The 20477-nt window shown below is 58.4% G+C and carries 20 protein-coding genes; 11 read left to right on the plus strand and 9 right to left on the minus strand.

From position 1 onward, the window contains the following. Positions 1–313: 313 nt before the first annotated feature. Together T18_RS10740 and T18_RS27145 are read left to right on the plus strand one after the other, a co-directional pair. Positions 314–1651, plus strand: coding sequence for an SGNH/GDSL hydrolase family protein (locus tag T18_RS10740; protein ID WP_003511272.1), 1338 nt, complete (start codon positions 314–316; stop codon positions 1649–1651). A gap of 135 nt (positions 1652–1786) precedes the next feature. Further along, positions 1787–3169: an O-antigen ligase family protein gene (locus T18_RS27145; RefSeq protein ID WP_003511273.1), complete on the plus strand. Its 1383-nt coding sequence runs from the start codon at positions 1787–1789 to the stop codon at positions 3167–3169. Positions 3170–3243: 74 nt separating this feature from the next. Here the strand turns inward: T18_RS27145 and greA are convergent, their stop codons facing one another. Continuing rightward, positions 3244–3726, minus strand: coding sequence for a transcription elongation factor GreA (greA, locus tag T18_RS10750; RefSeq protein ID WP_003511275.1), 483 nt, complete (start codon positions 3724–3726; stop codon positions 3244–3246). 209 nt (positions 3727–3935) lie between these two features. Here greA and T18_RS10755 point away from each other — a divergent pair, with 209 nt between their 5' ends. Next, positions 3936–5333 carry a family 16 glycosylhydrolase gene (locus T18_RS10755; protein ID WP_003511276.1) on the plus strand — a complete coding sequence of 466 codons (1398 nt, stop codon included), beginning with the start codon at positions 3936–3938 and terminating at the stop codon, positions 5331–5333. Between the two features lie 78 nt (positions 5334–5411). Here the strand turns inward: T18_RS10755 and T18_RS10760 are convergent, their stop codons facing one another. The 6 genes from T18_RS10760 to T18_RS10785 form a co-directional block, all read right to left on the minus strand. Next, positions 5412–6326 carry a TIM barrel protein gene (locus tag T18_RS10760; protein WP_038494179.1) on the minus strand — a complete coding sequence of 305 codons (915 nt, stop codon included), beginning with the start codon at positions 6324–6326 and terminating at the stop codon, positions 5412–5414. A 26-nt stretch (positions 6327–6352) separates the two neighbouring features. Then, on the minus strand, positions 6353–7078 hold the full coding sequence (ugpQ, locus tag T18_RS10765; RefSeq protein ID WP_003511279.1) for a glycerophosphodiester phosphodiesterase: 726 nt from the start codon (positions 7076–7078) through the stop codon (positions 6353–6355). 11 nt (positions 7079–7089) lie between these two features. After that, a complete protein-coding gene (locus T18_RS10770) occupies positions 7090–8202 on the minus strand; it encodes an ABC transporter ATP-binding protein (RefSeq protein WP_003511281.1) in 1113 nt (370 codons plus the stop codon). 5 nt (positions 8203–8207) lie between these two features. Then, on the minus strand, positions 8208–9296 hold the full coding sequence (locus T18_RS10775; protein ID WP_003511282.1) for a carbohydrate ABC transporter permease: 1089 nt from the start codon (positions 9294–9296) through the stop codon (positions 8208–8210). Continuing rightward, positions 9296–10207, minus strand: a complete 912-nt coding sequence (locus T18_RS10780; protein WP_003511283.1) for a carbohydrate ABC transporter permease — start codon at positions 10205–10207, stop codon at positions 9296–9298. Before T18_RS10780 ends, T18_RS10775 begins: the two co-directional genes overlap by 1 nt. A 67-nt stretch (positions 10208–10274) precedes the next feature. Next, the gene (locus tag T18_RS10785) at positions 10275–11648 is read right to left on the minus strand and encodes an ABC transporter substrate-binding protein (protein ID WP_003511284.1); all 1374 of its coding nucleotides are present in this window, start codon (positions 11646–11648) and stop codon (positions 10275–10277) included. Between the two features lie 94 nt (positions 11649–11742). Between T18_RS10785 and T18_RS10790 the strand changes: the two genes are divergently transcribed. After that, on the plus strand, positions 11743–12882 hold the full coding sequence (locus T18_RS10790; protein WP_038494183.1) for an ROK family transcriptional regulator: 1140 nt from the start codon (positions 11743–11745) through the stop codon (positions 12880–12882). 29 nt (positions 12883–12911) lie between these two features. Here T18_RS10790 and T18_RS10795 read toward each other — a convergent pair whose 3' ends face one another. Then, positions 12912–13235 (minus strand): hypothetical protein, encoded by a 324-nt coding sequence (locus tag T18_RS10795; protein ID WP_233285232.1) that lies wholly within the window; start codon positions 13233–13235, stop codon positions 12912–12914. A 188-nt stretch (positions 13236–13423) separates the two neighbouring features. Next, positions 13424–13909, minus strand: coding sequence for a hypothetical protein (locus T18_RS10800; RefSeq protein ID WP_003511288.1), 486 nt, complete (start codon positions 13907–13909; stop codon positions 13424–13426). A gap of 173 nt (positions 13910–14082) precedes the next feature. Here T18_RS10800 and T18_RS10805 point away from each other — a divergent pair, with 173 nt between their 5' ends. The 7 genes from T18_RS10805 (at position 14083) to T18_RS10835 (ending at position 20453) form a co-directional block, all read left to right on the plus strand. Continuing rightward, positions 14083–16035, plus strand: a complete 1953-nt coding sequence (locus tag T18_RS10805; protein ID WP_003511289.1) for a BTAD domain-containing putative transcriptional regulator — start codon at positions 14083–14085, stop codon at positions 16033–16035. 8 nt (positions 16036–16043) lie between these two features. After that, entirely contained in the window at positions 16044–16472 is a 429-nt protein-coding gene (locus T18_RS10810) for a hypothetical protein (RefSeq protein WP_003511290.1), read from the plus strand. Between the two features lie 37 nt (positions 16473–16509). Then, positions 16510–17706 carry a YcaO-like family protein gene (locus T18_RS10815; RefSeq protein WP_035251573.1) on the plus strand — a complete coding sequence of 399 codons (1197 nt, stop codon included), beginning with the start codon at positions 16510–16512 and terminating at the stop codon, positions 17704–17706. Beyond that, the gene (locus T18_RS10820; protein ID WP_003511292.1) at positions 17706–18419 is read left to right on the plus strand and encodes a TfuA-like protein; all 714 of its coding nucleotides are present in this window, start codon (positions 17706–17708) and stop codon (positions 18417–18419) included. The genes T18_RS10815 and T18_RS10820 overlap by 1 nt, the downstream gene beginning before the upstream one ends. Continuing rightward, positions 18416–19621: a hypothetical protein gene (locus T18_RS10825; RefSeq protein ID WP_038494186.1), complete on the plus strand. Its 1206-nt coding sequence runs from the start codon at positions 18416–18418 to the stop codon at positions 19619–19621. The genes T18_RS10820 and T18_RS10825 overlap by 4 nt, the downstream gene beginning before the upstream one ends. A 69-nt stretch (positions 19622–19690) precedes the next feature. Then, positions 19691–20128: a helix-turn-helix domain-containing protein gene (locus tag T18_RS10830; RefSeq protein WP_025595440.1), complete on the plus strand. Its 438-nt coding sequence runs from the start codon at positions 19691–19693 to the stop codon at positions 20126–20128. A gap of 94 nt (positions 20129–20222) precedes the next feature. Beyond that, positions 20223–20453 carry a hypothetical protein gene (locus T18_RS10835; protein ID WP_003511296.1) on the plus strand — a complete coding sequence of 77 codons (231 nt, stop codon included), beginning with the start codon at positions 20223–20225 and terminating at the stop codon, positions 20451–20453. Positions 20454–20477 lie beyond the last annotated feature (24 nt).

The raw sequence follows: 20477 nt of genomic DNA on the forward strand, positions 1-20477 counted from the left end.
TTTCACCGGCAATTTCATTATAAGAACAACAATGCTTGATTGTGGTTAGAAAAAATAACATTCAAACCTTTATGCGGATAAAAATCCGATATACGTAAATTAAAAGAAAAATATTCTATCTCTATATATTTTAAAAGAAGTCGAAGAAAAATTCGTGACGTATAATTTTACTGCTTTTCGCCGTCCCGTTTCCTGCGTTTTGTCCCCCGGCCTTTCGGCGGAGTTATCCTAGGGCCAGGCCAGGAGAACGAACGATGACACCGCTCAAACGCAACATATGCATATATATGACCGGAACGGAAGAGGTGCCGGCATGATCGGCGTATCGCTCGGTATCACCCCCCGAAACATCCCCACCATGGTCCCTTCCCTGAACGCGCTCTCACCCTTGCGCGCGCGTTTGACTGCGGGTCAGAATGCCACGATCTTCGTGAATGGTGACAGCACCGCCTATGCCGATGCCGGACCATTCCAGCAGTTCGCCATGATGCTTGGCGATCTGCACGACACAAGGGTTGTGCTGCACCGCTGGGCAGAATGGCAGACAAACGCCCCCACCGGGCCAAAGGCCTATGCGGATTCGGTTACGCTGCGCGCAGGCATGGGGCCAACGCTCACGGTCTATCTTGCGGCACTGCCCGGCGGCATGGCCGGTTACATGCTCGCGGACCAGCGCGCGGCGGCGTTGAAGATTCCGCGTCCCGACCTGTGCATCACGCATCATGGGCATAATATGCAGAGTTTCGAGACGCCGGGTGGTATCCTAAGCTCCGGACGAGCCGCCCTGCTCGGACCGCTTGGCATGATGGAGTGGCAATGGCCGGGTGCCCCCCAACTCATCACCACCCAGAACCCCTGGCGCGATAGCACCGGTTACGACAAGGTCTATAATGCGATCCTTGACCTTGCCCGAGCGCACCCGGGCCTCACGCTGGTGGATACACACGCGTCATTTGTAGCGAGAGGCAAGGACCATGCGCTTTACCGCGACAACGTCCATCCGAACGATGCCGGATCTCAGCTCATCGCCCGAACCTTGTTCAGTTGTTATCTGGCATCGGCGCCCGATAACGTCTTTCAGACACCTTGCTGGCCGAAACTTCCCGCCGCCAATCTTATCGTCAACGGCGATTTCACCGATTGGACGGGGTCCGCTCCATCGGGTTGGAATCTCATCGCGCCGGCCTCTGCCGGCAAAACCGCCGCAGTGACCTTTTCTCCTGCCTTCGCTTACAGCCTGGATCTGCGTGCAAACGGCAGCCAGTCAGCCGCGCTGTTTCGTTATTTCCGGAATTCAGAGGCAGCCGCGATGATTGGCAGAACCGTCTCCTTCGCGGTGCTTTACAAAAATAGCGAGGGGCAGCGTGCGCCCTATGTCACACTGGTTGCAAAAAGCGGCGGCGCAGTCCGGACGATCAGTTGCTCCGCGCTTCAATTTGGTGGTGCAAACGCCCTCGACAATAGCGGCTGGATGTGGGCGACAGCCAACGACATCGCGATCGATCCTGATATCAGCCCCAGCGGATACGGTTTCTATGTGAGGATCATGCCGGCATTCGGCGTGAGCGCGCCGGTTTCCAACGAACCGCTTTACATACAGCGGGTGATCGCCGTTGAGGGCGCTCTGCCAAAAGGCAATCTGAGCGACTGAAAACCATAGAAAATTGTCTTGCGCGGCAACGTCATCAAGACCACTATTCATCGTCATCACCCTGTCGCCTCATGGTGATGACGTCCTCTCCCACAGGGCCGCACCAAGGTCCGCCAGTGAAGGAACAGGCCGGGAATGACCAGAAGCACAAATATGGCGGCATCGCATCAGTCCCCGTTGCCGGGTTTCGTTTTGGCGATGCCTCTTTATCCTTCAAAAACCATACAGGTGCCCGGTCTCTCTCTGGCGATCTTCGTTTTTTCCATTGGCTTTTTCATTCAATGCAATGTGCTGACCAGCAATCTGGGCCTGCGCTTCCTCAACATCACCGACATGCTTGTCCTGATGACGCTACCCGTTATTGCCCTGCTTTACATTCGCTGTCTGACGCCCTCGATCATCCTGCTTTATCTCGTTCCGCTAACCATTTTTTTTGCACTTTCGGCTGTCTTTGCCGACGAACGTGGCGAAGGTGAATTTTACACCACCGCGATGGCATATTTTTACGCGGTCTATTTTCTGTTTTTTGCCTATATGCTGTTTAAGGAGAACCTTCTCGAGCTGTTCTGCTGGGGCATCTTCGCAGGCTTCATCGCGGTGACGATCCTGCTTTTTCTGGACATCGTCATTCACGACCAGCTCGCCTCCCTTGGCCTCTCTTTCATGTTCGATGAAACCGCCGTGCTGGCAGCTGCGGCAAAAGGCGAATTGAGCCCGTTGCTTTTGCGTGTCGAAAAAGCGGGAGGTATCTGGCCGGTGGGCAACACAGCCGGACCTGCCTTTGCGTTGGCGGGTGCGGCAGTCGCCTATCTTGCCGAAAGGCAAAAACGTCCAGCGCTGTTTGCCGTATTTTTGCTGGTCTATCTGGCGAGTTTCACACTTACTCTCAACCGGTCCGGAGTATTTGCGGTTCTTGCGATCGGGGTCTATTTCTACATCAGAAATTTTTCCATCAAAATGCTGCTCAGCACCTATTTTGGTTTTGCCTTGTCCGCCCTTGTCATCGCAGCTGTTTTGCCATTGGGCGCTTTCGATTTTGCAGAACAGATCTTTTCAAAACGGTTTCTAGAGGACAGCAACAGCAGCAACAATGCGCAGGAACGCTGGGATACGCTCACTGGCGGCTTCCAGGTGATGCTCCATCACCCTTTAGGCATTGGTTTTACCGCTCGATACGAAGAACTGTCGAGAATATCGAGGATCGGAACGCCGCATAATGGCTTTCTCGCCACGGCCTATGCATCCGGCATAGGATTTGGCCTTCTCAGCGCCTTTGCGCTTGTTTACGCGATCGTCCGGAAACGAAAAGTCGGTTTCTTCGCCTATTCGGCGATCGCAATCGTCATCGTCTATCAATTTGAAGAGCTGAATTTCAATCCCGTTTTCATGGCCTATATGGGGCTCGTACTCGCCTATACGTTCATTGAGCTGGATTTCAGGTTCTTTCTGAAAAATACGATGATGCGGATGGCTGGAATGGCAGAAGAGGACGCTTTGGCGACGGCACGGCCGGCATAAATTACGGCGAGGTTCTCTCGCTCCAAACCGCACATCCTTGCTGCCAAAATTTGTTCCGTTTTCAAGTGGGCGCTTTAGGTCACTTCGATGATTTCAATATCTTTGCCGCCCAGGCTGACAACATCACCGGCAGATTTTCCCATCAGCAATCCTGCGACCGGGGAGACATAAGACATCGATCCATTGGCCGGATCGGCTTCATCCTCGCCTACGATCCGGAACCGTTGCGTCCTCCCGTCATCACGGCTGAATGTTACCACGCTGCCGAAGGCAACGGTGCCATCAGCAGGAGGGCTCGGCATCAACTGGGCGGTGCGAACGCGCTCCGCGAAATACCGAATGTCCCGCAGAGGATTGGCTGAAAGCCGACGTCTTTCATTGACGTCTTCGACGGCATTGGCCGTTTCGCAGGCTTCGCGCGCCAATTGCAGCTGCTGCTCCAGCGCTTTCAGCCCAGCCTCCGTCACCAGATTGGGATGAGGCGAAATCACCCGGTCCGGCAGAACCGTTTCGGCTGCGGTTTCGGCACTATCTTCCTTGGTAAAGGCTACACTCAATTCTGGCACTCCATTCCCATGAGATGCCGCTTTGAGCATCTCCCTTTCCGTCCAATCCTGCCACCGCCCATTGCAATGCTGCAATAGCGTGCACCACAGAAACCGCCCATGTACCCCTCATTTCTGGCTCTAACAGGAGGCTTTTCGCCCTGTTAGGGTATTGCCCAAGAGGAGTGAGAAAGCCAACGCTAACGGACAGGAGACGGTCAATGGCCCGGACAGTATTGAATGCGCTTGGAGACACACTCTACTACAGCGACAATTCCACCGGATTTTTTTCCGCCACGGGTTCCGGACCGCTGCTGACAGGCACTTCCGGCAATGATTCCATGTGGGGCGACAGTTCCGTCAATGTGACAATGGCGGGCGGCACGGGCGACGATATTTATTACCTCTATTCCAGCATTAACCGCGCCGTCGAAAATGCCGGGGAGGGTATCGACACCATCGACACCTGGATGAGTTATACCTTGCCCGACAATTTCGAAAACCTGCGGGTAACCGGAGATGGTCGTTATGCCTTCGGAAATGAGCTGGACAACATCATAACCGGCGGATCGGGCAGCCAGACCATTGATGGCGGGGGCGGTAACGACGTGCTGATCGGCGGTGGCGGTGCGGATACATTTGTTTTTACGAGCGGCAACGGTACCGATCTCATCATGGATTTCAGCGCCAACGACACAATCCGGCTTAACGGTTACGGCATCACATCCTTCGAGCAGCTCGTCAGCAATGCCACCCAACAGGGCGATAATCTCTGGCTGAACTTCGCCAACGGCGAGGCCGTCGTTCTTGCCGGAACGACCATCGACGATCTTCAGGCCGACCAGTTCGAGCTCAGCCTCGACCGATCATCCCTCACCCAGACCTTTGCCGACGAATTCGATGCACTTTCACTTCGCAGCGGCGATCAGGGGACTTGGGATGCCAAATATTGGTGGGCACCGGAAAAGGGAAGCTCGCTGACGACGAATGGCGAGGCGCAATGGTACATCAACCCCGCTTATGCCGGCACATCAGAGGTCAATCCCTTCAGCATCAACAACGGTGTCCTGACCATCACCGCCGCGGAAACCCCGCAATCGATCGCCAACGAGGTTGAGGGCTATGATTATACCTCGGGTATGCTGAACACCTATTCGTCGTTCAGCCAGACCTATGGTTATTTCGAAATGCGCGCCGACATGCCGACCGACCGGGGCGCTTGGCCGGCCTTCTGGCTTTTGCCGCAAGATGGATCCTGGCCGCCGGAACTCGATGTCGTGGAGATGCGTGGGCAAAACCCCAATACGCTGATCATGTCCACCCACTCCAATGCAACGGGAGAACAGAGTTCGGTCATCAACAATGTCAGCGTGCCGAGCACGGAGGGGTTTCACACCTACGGCGTGTTGTGGGATGCGGAGCATATTACCTGGTATTTCGACGATGTCGCCGTGGCGCAGACGGATACGCCTGATGACATGCACGACCCCATGTATATGGTCGTCAATCTTGCTGTCGGCGGCATGGCAGGAACGCCGTCGGCGGTTGATTTCAGCGACGGTTCGCAAATGATGATCGATTACATCAAAGCCTATTCGCTTTCCGACTGGGCCGCGTAACGAAAAACGCCGGCAGTTGCGTTCAGAACTGCCGGCGCTTCAGACCTCAGCCTGTCGGCTGGGCCTTGTTCAGTTCAGTCATTCAGCCGCGATCTGCATCCGCTCAGTGTAGAGCGACATGAGATGACGCGCCGTTTCAAGACTCGCGGGCTGTTCGGCACGGTAGCGGCGGCCGATTTCCATCATCAGCACGGTATCCGGCAGGAAGGTCAGCTCCGAGAAGATGCCCTGCCAGTCGATATCTCCCCAGCCGAGCGGCATATGCAGATCGCCGATGCCGAGAGCGGTATTTTCCTGGTCGAAATACGGCTGATAAAAGCCCTGCGGCCGGCCGAAGGAATCGTGCACATGCAGATGGCCGGCAACCGGCGCCATGGCACGAAGCTGTTCGCGAAAATCGAGCCCGCGATAGGTGGATTCGAGATAGGCGTGGCTGAAGTCGATCAGCGCCACGACGTTATCATGGCCGATGGCCTTAACGGTCTGGGCCACCTCGGCAGGCGTCTGACGATATTGGCCGGGTTCGGTGGAGAAGATATTCTCAAGCGCGACCCGCACGCCATAGGGCTTGCAGAATTCCGCCAGCTCGAAAAGCGCCTCCCGCTCACGGGCATCGGCATCGGCCCGCTCGGCGATCTGGTCGGCACGCAGGGCACCACCATGCTGAACGAGGATGCCCGCGCCGATGCGATCGCACAGGACGGCCAGCGCCTTGGCTGCATCTATCTGGTAGCGGCACGTTACCGGGTCCATGAAATTGGACGAAACAAGACCGTGCACCGTGTAGCGGAAGTCGAATTCTTTGGCCAGCGCCACGAACCGTTGAGCGCGGTCCTCGATGATGCGACCGCCTGCGATCAGATCAAGGCTCGTTGCGGCGATTTCAACGGTGTCGCAGCCAATTTCGGCAAGCGCACGCAGATCGCTTTCGAGTGTGGCCAGTTCACCGTCGTCCGAACTGGCGTTGAAGCCGGTTCCAATAAGATTGCTCATGTCATCATCTCCAGGGGTAAGGAAGGTCATGCGAGTTCAGGCTGCCGTACGGCGCGGCGCGCCGTATCGAACAGGTCCGGGCGGTCGATATTGACGTAGTCTACCCCGGCCAATGCGATCTCATTATGAAGGTTGGCATCATCGCCGCCATAATAAACCATGATTTCCAGACCCGCCTTGCGGCATGCCGCGACAAGGCCGGGCTTGCGCATCTGCGCAGGTGTGATCTCGATGATCGAGGCATGGTGAACAGCCGCAGCCAGCGAAGGCGACTTGGCGATATCGAGCGTCATCATCTTGCGGAATTCCGGCGCGGCGGCGGCCAGGCCCCGGCGCATTTCTTCGGAGAAAGAGAAAAAGAAGGTATCGCGCACCATGCCGAGGCTTCGTACCAGTGCCGCCACCTTGACGGGATCGCAATATTTCAGCTCGACATAGACGCCGCAGCGGCCGCGCAAATGGCTGAGATAGGCATCGAGCCGCGGTACAGCCGCACCCTTGAAGTTTTCGCCGAACCAGCTGCCGGCATCCAACGCATCGATCTCGCTCGACAGCATGTGGCCGATGGGACCCGTGCCATTGGTGGTACGATCCAGCGTTTCGTCGTGAAAGACATAAAGCACGCCGTCCGCGCTCTCGCGCACGTCGAGCTCGATGTAATCCGCTCCCTGCAGCAAGGCGAGGTCGGCGGCGGCGAAGGTGTTTTCGGGCGCAAAATGGTTGGCACCGCGATGGGAGACGATTTTAGGCATGGAAATTCCTGTCAGTTTACGGCTTGCGGTTCACGCGCCGGAATAGTCGAATGGTGGGAAAGATCGGCATGCAGCCCGGCGATGCGGTTACCGGCGGCATCGAACACCAGCGTCAGCGCCGATTTGCAGCTGATCCCGACACGATCTCCCGGCGCGTGGCGTATCGTCTCGCCATATTCGAGCGCGTGGATCATGCCTGCGGGCGTATCGATCGTGTAGAATACCTCACGCCCCATGGGCTCGACGGTGGTAACCTGCCCCTCAAGCCGCGCCTCGGACGATGTGACGAGGGCGATATCTTCCGGGCGCAGGCCAAAGGTGACTTCGCCGTCACAGCGGGCATTGAGGTCGAGCAGGGCATCGCCGATCTGCAACTGCCCGCCCTGCGCCCATCCTTTCAAGAGATTCATTGGCGGCGTGCCGATGAAACCGGCCACGAACAGATTGTCGGGCCGGCGATAAAGATCATCGGGCGTGCCGATCTGGGCAATGGCGCCGTTGTTCATGCAAATGATCCTGTCCGCCATGGTGATCGCCTCGATCTGGTCATGGGTGACGATCAGCGTGGTGATCTTCAGGCGCTTCTGCAGGCTTTTCAGCTCGGCGCGCATGGTGATGCGCAGGGTCGCATCGAGATTGGAAAGCGGCTCGTCCAGTAGCAGGATGTTCGGTTCCTTGACCAGCGCGCGGGCAAGCGCCACACGCTGCTGCTGGCCGCCGGAAAGCTGCGAGGGCCGTCGGTCGAGCAACGCGCTGATCTGCACGAGGCTTGCCGCCTCCTCCACCCGCCGCGCTGCCTCCTCACGCGGAACATTCTTGAAACGCAACGGAAAGGCGATGTTCTGCCGCACCGTCAGGTTGGGATAAAGTGCATAGGACTGGAAGACGATGCCGACATTCCGGTCGCGCGCATCGATGCGATTGACGTTGTGGCCGTCGAAAGAAATCTGACCCGCGGTCGGCGCGTAGAGCCCGGCGAGCAGGAAAAGCGTGGTCGACTTTCCGCATCCGGACGGGCCGAGAACGGCGACGAATTCGCCGTCTTCGATGGAGAGGGTCATCGGTTGCAGAACGCGGGTGTCGCCCCAGCTTTTGGTGACATTGTCGAGGGTGATCCTGGCCATGGCGATTATCCTTTGATCCCGCCGAAACTCATCTGGGTGATGTATTTCTGCGTGAAGATGTAAATGATCAGCACAGGCAGCAGATAGATGATGCCTACGGCAGCGATCATGCCGTAATTCACGCCGGCGCTGTCCTGTGCCACGAAGAAGAGATAGAGGCTCATCGTCATCTGGCTTTTTTCGATGAGCAGGGTCTGGACGAAAACATATTCTTCCCAGCCACGCAGAAAGGTGAAGGTGGCAACCGCGATCAGCCCGCTTCTTACCTGCGGCAGAACCACCATGCGAAAGGCTTGGAAGCGGGTCGCGCCATCGGTGACGGCACTCATTTCGATGTCCCAGGGAACGTTGTCGAAAAAGCCCTTGAGAACAAAAATTGCAAACGGCAGCTCAAGCGCACTCATGACCAGCACGACGCCGAAGAGATTGTTGAGCAGGCCCATGTAATGCAGTTGCACGAAGATCGCGACGGTGAGCGCGAGCGCCGGAAAGGCATGCAGCAGCAAAAGCCCGCGTAGCACATTTTCACGCCCCGCAAAGGTGAAGCGCGACAGCGCATAGGCGGCCGGCGTGGCGACCAGCGCGACGATCAGCGTCTGGGAAGCGGCAAACAGCAGTGAACTGCGCATGGCGGTCCAGACGGATGGCATCAGCGCCATGCGCGTGGTGCCGGTTTTCTCGATATCGCGGCTCCAGAGGAAACTGTAGTTGTCGATAGTCAGATGCGGCAGCACCAGCACGAAGACGAGCGCCGCAACCACGGCACCAAATGCCAGCCATAGCAGCGCGGGATTGCGCAGGCGCGCGGAAAGAAGCGCAACTGCTATCGCCCCGCCATAGGCAAAAGCGGCGATTGCGCCGCTGCGCCACAGCACAAGTCGGCTGAGATTGTCGTCGGAAGTCGTGAGCGACTTCACCAGCAGCCACAGGTAGGGCAGGAGAACCGGCACCGAAACCACCGTCAGGAACACAAGAATGACGGGAACGAAACCGGCGCGATGGGCAAGGCTGCGCCTTTCAAGACGCGTCCAGTCCGGCTTCAGATCAAGGGCACACCTGCTGTGGGCAGGTGAGTGGGTGTGGGCGAGCGTCATCACAGCACCTCGATTTTGGCGGGAGCAAAAGTCGAGCGCATATTGCTGATGCGCCATTGAATGAGGGTGATGGCAACGCCTATCGCCATCAGGCCAAGCGCAAGTGCAGCACCATAGGCATAGGCACCGTTTTCAAAGGCGCGCCGGTAGATATAAAGCGGATAGGTCGTGGAATCGTAGACAGGCCCACCGCCGGTGATGAGCAGGATATATTCATAGGTCGTCATCAGTGAGAGCGCCTGATAGAGCGTGATGAAACGGATCGGTGACGAGAGCGCGGGTGCAACGACATGGCGAAGCACACCCCATTCGCTGGCGCCATCGACGCGCGCGGCATTGGCCAGATGCGACGGTATGGAGCGGATGGCCGATGTGAGGATGACCATGGCGAAAGACGCGCCGACGACACCGTTCGCCACCACCACCAGAAACAGCGGAAAGTCGTTGCGCAGGTTGAGAGCGGGTGCGCCGAGCGCGCCAAGAAACTGGTTGAGCAGGCCGGAAGACGTCGGATCGGCGATCCATATCCACAGCACGCCGTAAAGCACGGCGGGGCTCATGCGCGGCAGCAGCCAGAGGCCGCGAAAGAAGTTGCCTAGCCGGTCCGGTATCGCCGTGGTCGTAACGGCCAGAAGCGCGCCAAGCCCGATATTGAATATGAACAGCGTTGCGCCGACATAGATCAGCGTCGTCAGCAACACCATCGGCAGGCGCACGTCGCGCTGAAACATGCGCTGGAAATTCTCGACCGTGAATTTGCCGACCCTCAGGTTTGCGCCCATGTCGGTAAAGGCGATCACCAGATTGACGACGATCGGGGCAAGAAAGAACAGGCCAAGCAAGGCGAGAGCCGGAGCCAGATAAAAGATCGGCCGGGCCGGGCGGCGCGCCCGAAGCTGAAATTGAGACATTACGATATACCGGTGGGAACGCGGAAAAGCCGCCCGGTAGAACCGGGCGGCATGGTTTCGGGCAAACTCAGTTGCTTGCGGCGTCGCGGATTTCGATCTCCGCGCCAAATTGCAGCTCAAGCTCGTCGGCGATGAAATCGACCGCCTGCGCGGCCGTCATCTTGCCGGTCTCAACCGCTTGCAGACCGCTGAACAGCACCTTGTTGTAGCTGCCGAACTTGGTGTGGTTGGGCACGAACTGCGCGTATTTCATCATCGGCGAAGCAGCGGAGAGTACCCAGTTATCGCGGTATTTCGGCATGGCCGTCTGGGCGTTGCTGATGGCCGTATGATAGGATGTCACCGCGTGTTCGTTGTTGAAATAGGGCAATGTCGCAAGCGCCACGAGATCGGCGGCGATATCGGCATTGGCACTCTTTGGATTGAGGGTGTAGAGCAGCGGGTGCGACAGGTTGGCCGGCTTGCCGCCTTTTTCGGCTGCCGGAGCGGAAATCCAGCCGATCTTGTTGAAATATCCCTTGCCGTCGGTCGGCCAGGTCGCGCCGTTCTTGTCCCCCACCTGCCAGGCAACCGCCCAGACACCCTGATGGAAGATGAAGGCCTTTTCCTGCTTGAAGGCCGTCTGGATCGCCTCCCAGCTCATGGCGGTATTGTCGACGGGCGTCACGCCTTCCTTGGCATTGCGCTCATACCAGCCGAGCGCCTTGGCCATTTCGGCCTTGGGGAACATCAGCTTGCCGGTCTTTTCGTCCATGAACTTCACGCCATAGGACTGGAACACCATCAGATAGTCGATACCGACATTCGGGCGGTGCAGCATGCCGTATTGTGCGGCCTTGCCGTCTACCACTTCCTTCGACAGGGCCGTCAGATCGTCGAGCGTGAATTCGCCAGCGTCGACCTTGGCCGGCAGACCTTCGATGAAGGCTTCGTCCTTGCCGATCTTGCGCAGCATGTCCTTGTTGTAGAAGAACATGCGGATTTCCGCGTCCTGCGGAATGCCGTAAATCTTTCCGTCCGTCGCCTTGGCCGAATTCCACAGAACCGGCAGGATATCGCCATAGACCCAGGGAGCAGCGGCGATCTTGTCTTCCATCGGCATGGCATAGCCGTCCTGCGCGAATTGGCCGATCCATTCATGCGGCAGGATGTAGATATCCGGCCCCTGCCCCACCGAAAACGCCTTCAGCGTATCGAGCGCGAAGGAGTCCCAGCCCTGCACGGCGCTGTTGTTGATGTCGATGACGACGCGTTTGTCGACGCCTGCTGCCTTGAACTGCGCGTTCATGATGCCGGCGGCGGCTTCGATGTTGGTGACGCGACCGGGCGCATTCTTGTCGGCGAGCGTCCAGAGCTTGATGTTGATGTCTTCGGCAAAGGCGACAGCCGGCAAAAGCGCGCCGAGGGCAACCGTGGCCATCAGGGTGAGAGACTTGAACATGTGATCCATTCCCGTTGAAACTGATTATTTAATTAAGTTGCTTAATTAACAGCTTCATGACATTTCCCTAGGTATAGCGCGGGAGAGTGAAACTTTGACTGAGAGACGGCAGGGCGGGCTGGCAGGCATTGGCGCAACACAGGGTGCGCTTCTGGGATATATCAGGCGCAAGGGTTCGGCCTCGCGGGTCGAGCTTGCCGACTATTGCAGCATAACGCCGGCTGCCGTGAGCATGATGACGCGCAATCTGCTTGAGCGCGGTATCATCGAGGAAGGTGCACGCCGGCAGGAAGGCCGTGGCGCGCCCCATATCGACCTCACGCTCAAAAAAACTGTCGGTTACGCCCTTGGTGCACACGCCAACCGTTATTCGGTGATGTTGACGCTGTTGAATTTCGGCGGAGAGATCGTTGGAGAATTGCAGATGCGCGGCTCCTATGACGCGTTTTCCGATGTCCAACGGGCGCTTCAGGATGGATCCGAAGAACTACTTACGAAAAATGCGATCAACAGGGGCCAACTGATCGGCGCGGCCATTGCCATGCCGACCCGCTTTCGCAAGGAAGCCATGTCGCTCGATCTTGCCGAAGAGGTTATTTCCTGGGCCGGGTCTGACCTTTCCGCCATGCTGCGCGAGGCGCTGCGTTGTCCGGTGATCATAGAAAATGATGCGAATGCCGCAGCCATGGGTGAACTGACGCTTGGCAATGCGGACGGACACGAAAATTTCGCTTATCTCTATCTGTCCGAGGGGATCGGTGGCGGCATCATTATCAAAAATGAGCTTTATCGCGGTTATCTCGGCAATGCCGGCGAGATCGGCGCCTTGCGCGGCCGCAGCACTTCGCGGCCCTCCTTCGAAGACCTGGCGGCATGGTGCGTGGAGCATGTGGGAGAAAACCCCTCGGGGCGCGCACCCGAGGTCTGGACGGATTACCTCTTGCGCAACTCCGCCGTGTTTGAGGCGTGGCTGGAACGGGCGGGACCCGAGGTTGCGCGCCTCGCCTTCGCTGTCAGCGCCGTTCTGGCGCCCACGGCAATCTTTGTTGGTGGCACCTTACCAAGGATCGTACGACAGCGGCTGGCGGAATGGCTGGATTACGAACGCTCGGACCCGTTCAACGGCGCAAAGGTGATACAGCCGAAAATCCAGCTGCCGGATGTGGTTGCGACAGACCCCGTGGCCTTCGGTGCGGCGGCGATGATCCTGCACGGCGTCGGAGAAGTGCGTTAAACGCGGGAGCGCATGTCCCGGGGGAGGCCTCACCCGAGATTGGTCACCATGAAATAGATCAGCCAGCAATGCGCTATCACCAGCACGGCCCAAGCCCATTTTGCAAGCCTGATATCGACATCGATGACCGTATTGCTGATTTCCGCCACGCGAAAAGCCTCTTCCTCAACCCGGTTCTCCGGCGGTCGAGATTTCAGCGCCTTCCTGGAAACTGGCTCGCCCACGACATAAAGCCTGTCGTTCGCAACTGATGGACGCGGGTCGTCGTTGGCGCTCCCGTCAAGGGAAAGCACGTCGTCACCCGAGGCGCAACTCACCGCTAATAGCTGTGATGACACCCGCCTGTTACGCATGTTACCTCCATTGGGCATCACAAATCTTCCACACAATAAAAATAAAAAAATTCACCTGCTGCTCCCGACAAAGCCTTGGCTTTACCGGGCATATTTGCGATGCGCGCAATACGCGCCGCGCCAGTTGAACCCCTTCTCGCCCCACGCTCTTGCGCTCCCCCGGAAACGCATCGGCATCAGCCCCGCCATTAACGTGCCGGGCTTCCCGGCAAATCGTGCCTTCCCGCGTAAGGCCTTACCTCCCGCTGGATCAGGAAGACGGATTTCTCCACCGGCAGCGGTTCGGCTGTCCGGTAGCGATGAGACCGCTTGGAATATTCAAACCGGATCAGCCTGTCTTCGAACTTCCCCGCCAGAACGCGATAGCCGTTGACGACCTCGTTAAGTATTTCCAGCTCTTCTCCCCACAGCCAGCCACCGTAAGCAGTGCCTTCGTTGGAGCGCAGCACGATCTCGAAAAAATGCCCGCCGGCCGCAAATGGCATGCGGAAAATAATATCGAGATTGTCCTCATCTTCGTCGTCGCATGCCGACAGTCTGGCATGGGCAACCTTCGCATGGGCCAGCGCCGAGACCGGATAGAACGGGCGCCCTTTGAACCACATGAACTCACACACCGCATAACCGACGTCGTCGGCACGCTGGTAAGGTTCAGTACGCGGCTCGAACGCCATGTAGCTTCCGTTAAACGCTATCAATTTCGAAAATTCCCGATGCCTGCCTGATGCATGATTGCTGTTTTCCGCCCGTCGCCCGCGCCTCTATTCACGACAATAGGCAAGCGGCGTCACACCAGCGTCAAATGGAACGCCAATGATGACTTTCAATTTCCCGGACACATTGTTAGATGGTGATTCATGAGGGAACGAAATTGGCTGGGAACGCTGAACTGATACCGATCCGGCTTTTTGGCACCCCGCGCTGCGATGCGGTGCGGCAAGCGTTTTTCCCGTCCAAGGGCTTTGCCCTCACTGCCGCCCTGATCCTTGCTCCCAACCAGTCCCTTTCCCGCCAGCAGGCCGCATCGCTGTTGTGGGAAAACGTCGAGCAAAAAAGGGCACTCGGCAATTTGCGGCAGCTGATCCTGCGCCTCCAGAAGCTGTCGAGCGATGACGATGCCATCCTTCTGACAGAAGGGAACGACCTGAAGGCCGGAAAGCTGGCGCAGCGGACCGACCTTGCGATCTTTCTTGCCGGCGCGAGAGCAGAAGATCCGATGCAGCGGCTGCAGGCCCTGCTCGAATTCGGCGGCGATCTGCTGGAGGGGCTGGAGGCTGGGCAGGACCACCTTTATCTCTGGCTGCTGTCTGAGCGACGCCGTCTCAAGGACCTGTTCTTTTCAAGCTATACACCGCTTCTGGAGGAGTTGACGCGGTTCGGCCGCGCCAGTTCGAACAACATCGCATCGCTTGCCGAATGCGCGCTGAAGATCGAGCCGGAGCGCGAGGAAACCTACCGCGCCGCCATGGCGGCCTATGCGCGGGTGGGAAACACCAGCGCCTGTGAGGGAATTTTCCAGCTTCTGATGGAACAGCTCCGCCAGGAGGACCGCCCTCCGGAGGCCGAGACAGTGGCGCTTCGACGGCGGATACAAAGTCTGGCCTCGACGATAGTAGCCCCCGCCGAACCGGATGAGGGTAGCCGCCGAAAACCGATGGCAAAACCACGCGTCGCCTTCAGCCGTCCGGTGCGGGTGGACGGGCTTGCGGTATCGCCGGTGATGAGTGCCTTTGTCGAGGATGTCGCCAATAGTCTCGTTCGATACCGGACCTTCACCGTTCTTTCGACGCACAGCACCTTTGTAGCGACACACGACCGGACCGACGACAGTTATGCAATGTTGCGGACGGATTACCGCATCGTCTCCACGGTTTTCGACGATGCCCGCATGTCGGTAGCGCTGATCGAGGAAGCGACCGGAGAAATCGTCTGGTCGCTGGAGGTTGTGCTGACCGCGCGGCATATTCACGCCGCTTTTCGACTGCTGTCCAAACAGGTGGCCGCGGGGCTTGCCCGCGAGATCGAGCGGCTTCAGGTGGAACCAGACCGCAACCACAGCGGCGAGGCCTACCGGCAATTGCTGGAGGGCCAGCAGCTTCTGCGCGGCAAGTGCGACCTGCCGCTTCTTCGAAGAGCCCGCTCGATGTTCCGCAAGGCGGTCGATCTGGATAACAGCATGGCGGTTGCCCGCGCCCGCGTGGCGCAGAGCCTGCAACTGGAATGGCTGATGCTGGGCGGCAACGACCCCCACCTGCTGCACCGCGCCAAGGCGGAGGCAGACGCCTCCGTCGAAATCGATCCCGCTCTTGGCGTCGGCCACTGGATGTGCGCCGTCGTGGCGCTCTACCAGCGGGATTTCGACATATCCGCCGAAAGGTTCTTCGAAGCCGAGGCGCTTGCGCCCAACTCCGCCGACCTTTTGCTCCAGCATGCCGATGCGCTCGCCCATTTCGGCGATGCCGAAACCGCGTGGGAAAAGTTTCAGCAAGCCATCGACCTAAATCCGCTCGCACCCGACATCTACTGGTGGGCGGGCGCCAGCATCGCGTTCAAGCGTGAGGATTACGGCGCGGCAGTAGAACTGTGCGCGCGCATGGAAAATGACGAGCCGGCATTGCGCGTCTTGACCGCGAGCCACGCGCTCCACGGTGATTTGGACGCTGCCCGGGAAACCGGCAGCAGGCTTCAGGAAAACTATCCGGGTATGACGGCGAGGGAAATCAGCAGCCTGTCCCCAGACCGAGACCCGGTAGCGAATGAAAAATTCTATAACGCACTTCGATTAGCTGGGATCAAATAGGAGTTATTATGTCCTCGCACTTCTTTATTGTCGGAAAAAAGGGTTTCGGCGTTCTCTTCATTCGCACGGCGCCGCTCAGGGTTGCGTCCGTCTCGCATGAGACGATTGCCGCCTATGAAGCCAGCCATCCCGGTGTGGACGGTTACGCGCGCGTTGCTGCGGCGGCAAAATCCATGCTCGTTCGTCAGGACGGCCAGCCCGAAAACGAGCTGGATCAGGTACAGATCCAGGGCATCGAAGCCCTCGTCGCCGGCGGCGCTGTCGTTTCCGAGGCCGATTTCGCCTTTGTCGGCGAAGTGATCGACGCCGGCTGGGATTTCAACCGCATGGTGCAGGCACCGATCGAATCGGCCCTGAAGGCTGTTGGCCCGGCGGGTTCCGTCACCGGCGAGCTGTTCGACGCCATCCTTGCCGACGACACCAACGCGGCGCCTTGATTGCGGCCCCGCAGCCTTGACCGCTGACGGCGCACATATTCCAGCGACAGCGGCTTTAGGGCATCCGGACGCTTCGTTCTTCGATCCCGAACTGCTTCGGCGGTTCGGGATTACACGCGTCGGAGACGTGACCGGTCTCGATATTATCGGCATACCCGTCTGGTTCGCGACGCGGCCCAATTCACGCGGACTGTCGGTCTCCCAGGGCAAGGGGCTTGTCGCGGAGCAGGCACGGCTTTCCGCGATCATGGAAGCGATCGAAGGTGCCGTCGCCGAAGACACCCGCAAACATATCACCACTTTCGGCTCCATTCGTGAGATGCGGGACAAGGGCGCCCCTCTCGTTCCTTTCGAAACAATCGGCCGGGTCGACCCGGACACTCTTGATCTGCGAAACGAACGCGCCTGGGTGAAGGGAACATCCATACGCCAGCAGCTGGAGGTTTTTGCCCCCTATGAACTGGTGGGCATGGATTTTCGCGCGGATTTCCCTTGGGACCGGCAGGCCTTTCTCATGAGTTCGCAAGGTCTTGCGGCGGGTTTCGACCATGACCACGCGGTTCTGCACGCCTTGCTCGAACTCATCGAAAACGACGCCTGCTTTCTCGTCGATACCTTCGAAACCCGCAGTATCGCGCCGGAACCGGTCGTGTTGCCGATGGGTATCGACGCATCCTTCGATGCTCTTGTTCAACACCTTTCACGTATCGGACTGCCGCCCCGCTTCTTTGATCTCACCAATACGCTCGGCGTGCCTGTAGTCATGGCGAGCCTGCCACGGTCAATCCACGCGCAGGACGGACTTGCCACCCGCAGCGCTGCCGGCGCAGCGTGCCGGTTTGGCACCTATGACGCGGCAATTGCCGCGCTGCTGGAGGCGATCCAGTCGCGCCTGACTGATATAAGCGGCGCAAGGGACGATCTCTCTCCTTTGCGCTACCAGCGGGATATGTTTGCGGCGGGACCGGCGGCATCCGAGGTGCGGCCAATGGACCGGATCCCGGCCAGTCTCGATTTTGCGGATAGCGATCCGGCTCTACCGCCGTGGCGTCAGCTTGCAGAGCATCTTTTCGCCGCCGGGATCGACGACATCCATGTCTTTGCGCTGGAAACGGGCGTATCCGGTCTGCACGTCGTCCGGGTTCTGGCAAGCGGCCTCACCCCTGCCGGTGGTGGCCTTCAACGTATATCGCAGCGGACGCTCGACCGGTTCCTGAACCTCGGAGGCCTTTGATGAAGCCGGTGGTTTTTGCAGGCCCGTCCATCCACGGCATCGCACCCGCGCAGATTTCAGGCCTCGATCTTCGTGGCCCGGCTGCCTGCGGCGACATTTTCGACGCGGTAAAGCAGGGTGCCCGGACAATCGGGCTGATCGACGGCCTCTACGGTGACTGCGCCGCCGTGTGGCACAAGGAAATCCTGTTTGCGCTGTCAGGCGGCGTCACTGTTCTTGGTGCCGCCAGCATGGGCGCGCTAAGAGCGGCGGAATGCGCGGCCTTTGGCATGATCGGCATCGGCGAAATCTTTCAAGCCTATCGGGACGGGCTGCGTTTTTCCGACGCCGATGTGGCAGTCAGCCACGCGCCCGGCGAACTCGACTACCGTCCGCTGACAATCGCGCTTGTCGATGCCGAAGCGACGCTCGAAGCGTGTCGCGCCGCTATCGCCCCAGAGGAACACGACGCCTTGCTGAACGCCGCCCGCAAGCTGCATTTTAACCGCAGGACATGGCGTGCAATGGCAACTGAGGCAAACCTCAACCTCGAGACCGCAAATTTTCTGGCCGGAAACGCGGTTTCCGCCAAACGCAACGATGCGGCCCGGCTTTTAGGCCTGCTTGGCAGCGGAGAATTGCCATCCCCGCCGCCGCAATCGTGGAAATTACAGAACACGGTATTTTTCCAGCAATTGGCCACGCGGCAGACGGCGGGAGAAAAAGCGTCTTGACCGCTGCCCCGCACCCGTCTCTGCTGCCCGATTGCGGAGGGCTGATCCGGACAATCGCGCTTGCCTTGCCCGCCGCGTTTTTTGCGGGTGACAGGGCTGACGGGGACGTCTCTCCGCTCATCCCGATCGGAAACCTGCTTTCGGCTCTGCCTTCCGACGTCACGGCCCTTGTTCTTATCGATGGCCCCTGTCTCGCCTCCGCTGAAAGCTGGCTCAGCAGGCTGGCAGCCACCTGCACCGCAGAACTGTTGCCGCTCGATGCAACCAGCAGCGTTTCGCACCCGTGGATACAGGACGTGTTCCACGTTCGGACTGCTGATGGGATCGCAACCGAACTGCTTTGTGCATCGGAAAGCGCCATCACTGGCGAGCTCGCCAATCGTCTCGGGCTTGCCGCCAACGCTTCGCATGTCACTTTGCCGGGCGGTAACCAGCTGGTCGGGCCGGACTTTCGATTGGTGGGCCATTCCAGCCTGCAGGACGACAGGGGTATGGCAAACAACGCGGCAACCGAACGGCCGCAACAATGGCAGCGGGTTCAGGCACTCGACTACAGAACCGTGGGCAGTTTCGGATATCGGCCGGAAGACCTCGGCAATGCCTCGGCCTCAATCGCTCTTACCTCGGCAAAAACGTCGCCTCCGGCGATCACCTTCGGAAAAATCCACCAATGCGGTTTCCACGTCGACCAGTTCGTTTCGGTCACAGGTCTAAGACGCGATGGCCACCCGCTATTGCTGGTTGCCGATCCGGTGGCCCATGAATGCAACGCCCGTAATGCGATGGATTTGAAACGTAAACTGGATGCCTCCGTTCTATTGCTGGCACAGCAGGGCTTCGAAATCCTGCGAAATCCCATTCCGGTTTTACCCGCCATCGACACCAACAAATGCCTGCCTCGGCTTTATAACAACGTGCTTGTTGAAAATATCGTGCGCTCCGACCAAGAGAAGCCATTCGTCTGGGTTCCCCATTTCGGTGATGCGGAAACGCTCGACGGTTTCGACCGAGAGAACAGGAAAATTTGGGAAAGACTGGGCTTTCACGCCATCGGCGTGGCCGGCTGGAGCCATTTTGCCAGCCGAAACGGGGCATTGCGATGTGCAACAAAGGTGATAAACCGTCAACCAGCACAGCATACCGACGGAAAACAGCCTTACTTTATCAGTAACACCTCACAATACCCGTGGAAATTGTGTTGAATGTCTACCTTCAACAATATTAATTGATAAATATCCAATTTAAGAACCTCACAACTGGAGGAGTTCATGATGCAGGCCAAACTACCCAGCCCGATCGATGTGCATGTGGGTACACAAATCCGAATGCGCCGCAAGTCGCTCGGCATGAGTCAAAGCGCGCTGGCGGGCCGGTTGGGCATTACCTTCCAGCAGGTCCAGAAATACGAAAAGGGTGCCAATCGCGTCGGCGCGTCCCGTTTGCAAGCCATTGCATCGGTTCTCGGCGTCGATGTCAGCTCTTTGTTCGCCAATGCGACGCCGGATGTCGGAAACGCCAATCCCGCCCTTGGCACGATCAATGCCATGCAGTCTTTCGTTGCGTCGAATGAAGGATTTTCGCTCAATCAGGCCTTTGCCCGAATCAAGAGCGCAACCGTGCGCAAGAGCATCGTTGCCCTCGTGACGTCGCTTGCGGCTACCGAAGCGGCGGAAAATAACGGCGCGCCCGAAAACAAGAGCGACGATTGACGCAGGTGTGACGCTCGCGTGACGCTCGATGTGGTCGATAATGAACAACGCGGGATCAACGCGTTTTCATACTGTCGATTGTCGAGAGGGAAGCATGGCGTCTACCACAGCAATACTTGAAGAGGACAATGCGGACGAGATTCTGGCACTCGGGCGGATGGTTTCCTATCTTTGCCAGCGCTCCAAATCTCTGGAACTGGGGATGTCGACCTATTTCCTGGAAATGGCATTGCTGTCGCTGGCCCAGGACATCAATCAGCATGGCTCGCTACCGGCCGGCGCAGAAATGAACGGCAGCGGTTTCGCACACGCCGAACTCCATTAAAACACCGCTTTTTAACGACCGCGT

It is taken from the genome of Rhizobium sp. TBD182, from assembly GCF_001950375.1.
In the GTDB taxonomy this organism is placed as follows: domain Bacteria; phylum Pseudomonadota; class Alphaproteobacteria; order Rhizobiales; family Rhizobiaceae; genus Agrobacterium; species Agrobacterium tumefaciens.

Coding starts and splice junctions, on each gene's coding strand:
- T18_RS10800 (WP_003511288.1), bottom strand. CDS start 13,909: ATGGCGTTCGAGCCGCGTACTGAACCTTACCAGCGTGCCGACGACGTC.
- T18_RS10785 (WP_003511284.1), bottom strand. CDS start 11,648: ATGTTCAAGTCTCTCACCCTGATGGCCACGGTTGCCCTCGGCGCGCTT.
- T18_RS10805 (WP_003511289.1), top strand. CDS start 14,083: ATGGTGATTCATGAGGGAACGAAATTGGCTGGGAACGCTGAACTGATA.
- T18_RS10835 (WP_003511296.1), top strand. CDS start 20,223: ATGGCGTCTACCACAGCAATACTTGAAGAGGACAATGCGGACGAGATT.
- T18_RS10770 (WP_003511281.1), bottom strand. CDS start 8,202: ATGGCCAGGATCACCCTCGACAATGTCACCAAAAGCTGGGGCGACACC.
- T18_RS10795 (WP_233285232.1), bottom strand. CDS start 13,235: ATGCGTAACAGGCGGGTGTCATCACAGCTATTAGCGGTGAGTTGCGCC.
- T18_RS10755 (WP_003511276.1), top strand. CDS start 3,936: ATGGCCCGGACAGTATTGAATGCGCTTGGAGACACACTCTACTACAGC.
- T18_RS10740 (WP_003511272.1), top strand. CDS start 314: ATGATCGGCGTATCGCTCGGTATCACCCCCCGAAACATCCCCACCATG.
- T18_RS10780 (WP_003511283.1), bottom strand. CDS start 10,207: ATGTCTCAATTTCAGCTTCGGGCGCGCCGCCCGGCCCGGCCGATCTTT.
- ugpQ (WP_003511279.1), bottom strand. CDS start 7,078: ATGCCTAAAATCGTCTCCCATCGCGGTGCCAACCATTTTGCGCCCGAA.
- T18_RS10810 (WP_003511290.1), top strand. CDS start 16,044: ATGTCCTCGCACTTCTTTATTGTCGGAAAAAAGGGTTTCGGCGTTCTC.
- T18_RS10760 (WP_038494179.1), bottom strand. CDS start 6,326: ATGAGCAATCTTATTGGAACCGGCTTCAACGCCAGTTCGGACGACGGT.
- T18_RS10820 (WP_003511292.1), top strand. CDS start 17,706: ATGAAGCCGGTGGTTTTTGCAGGCCCGTCCATCCACGGCATCGCACCC.
- T18_RS27145 (WP_003511273.1), top strand. CDS start 1,787: ATGACCAGAAGCACAAATATGGCGGCATCGCATCAGTCCCCGTTGCCG.
- T18_RS10830 (WP_025595440.1), top strand. CDS start 19,691: ATGCAGGCCAAACTACCCAGCCCGATCGATGTGCATGTGGGTACACAA.
- T18_RS10775 (WP_003511282.1), bottom strand. CDS start 9,296: ATGACGCTCGCCCACACCCACTCACCTGCCCACAGCAGGTGTGCCCTT.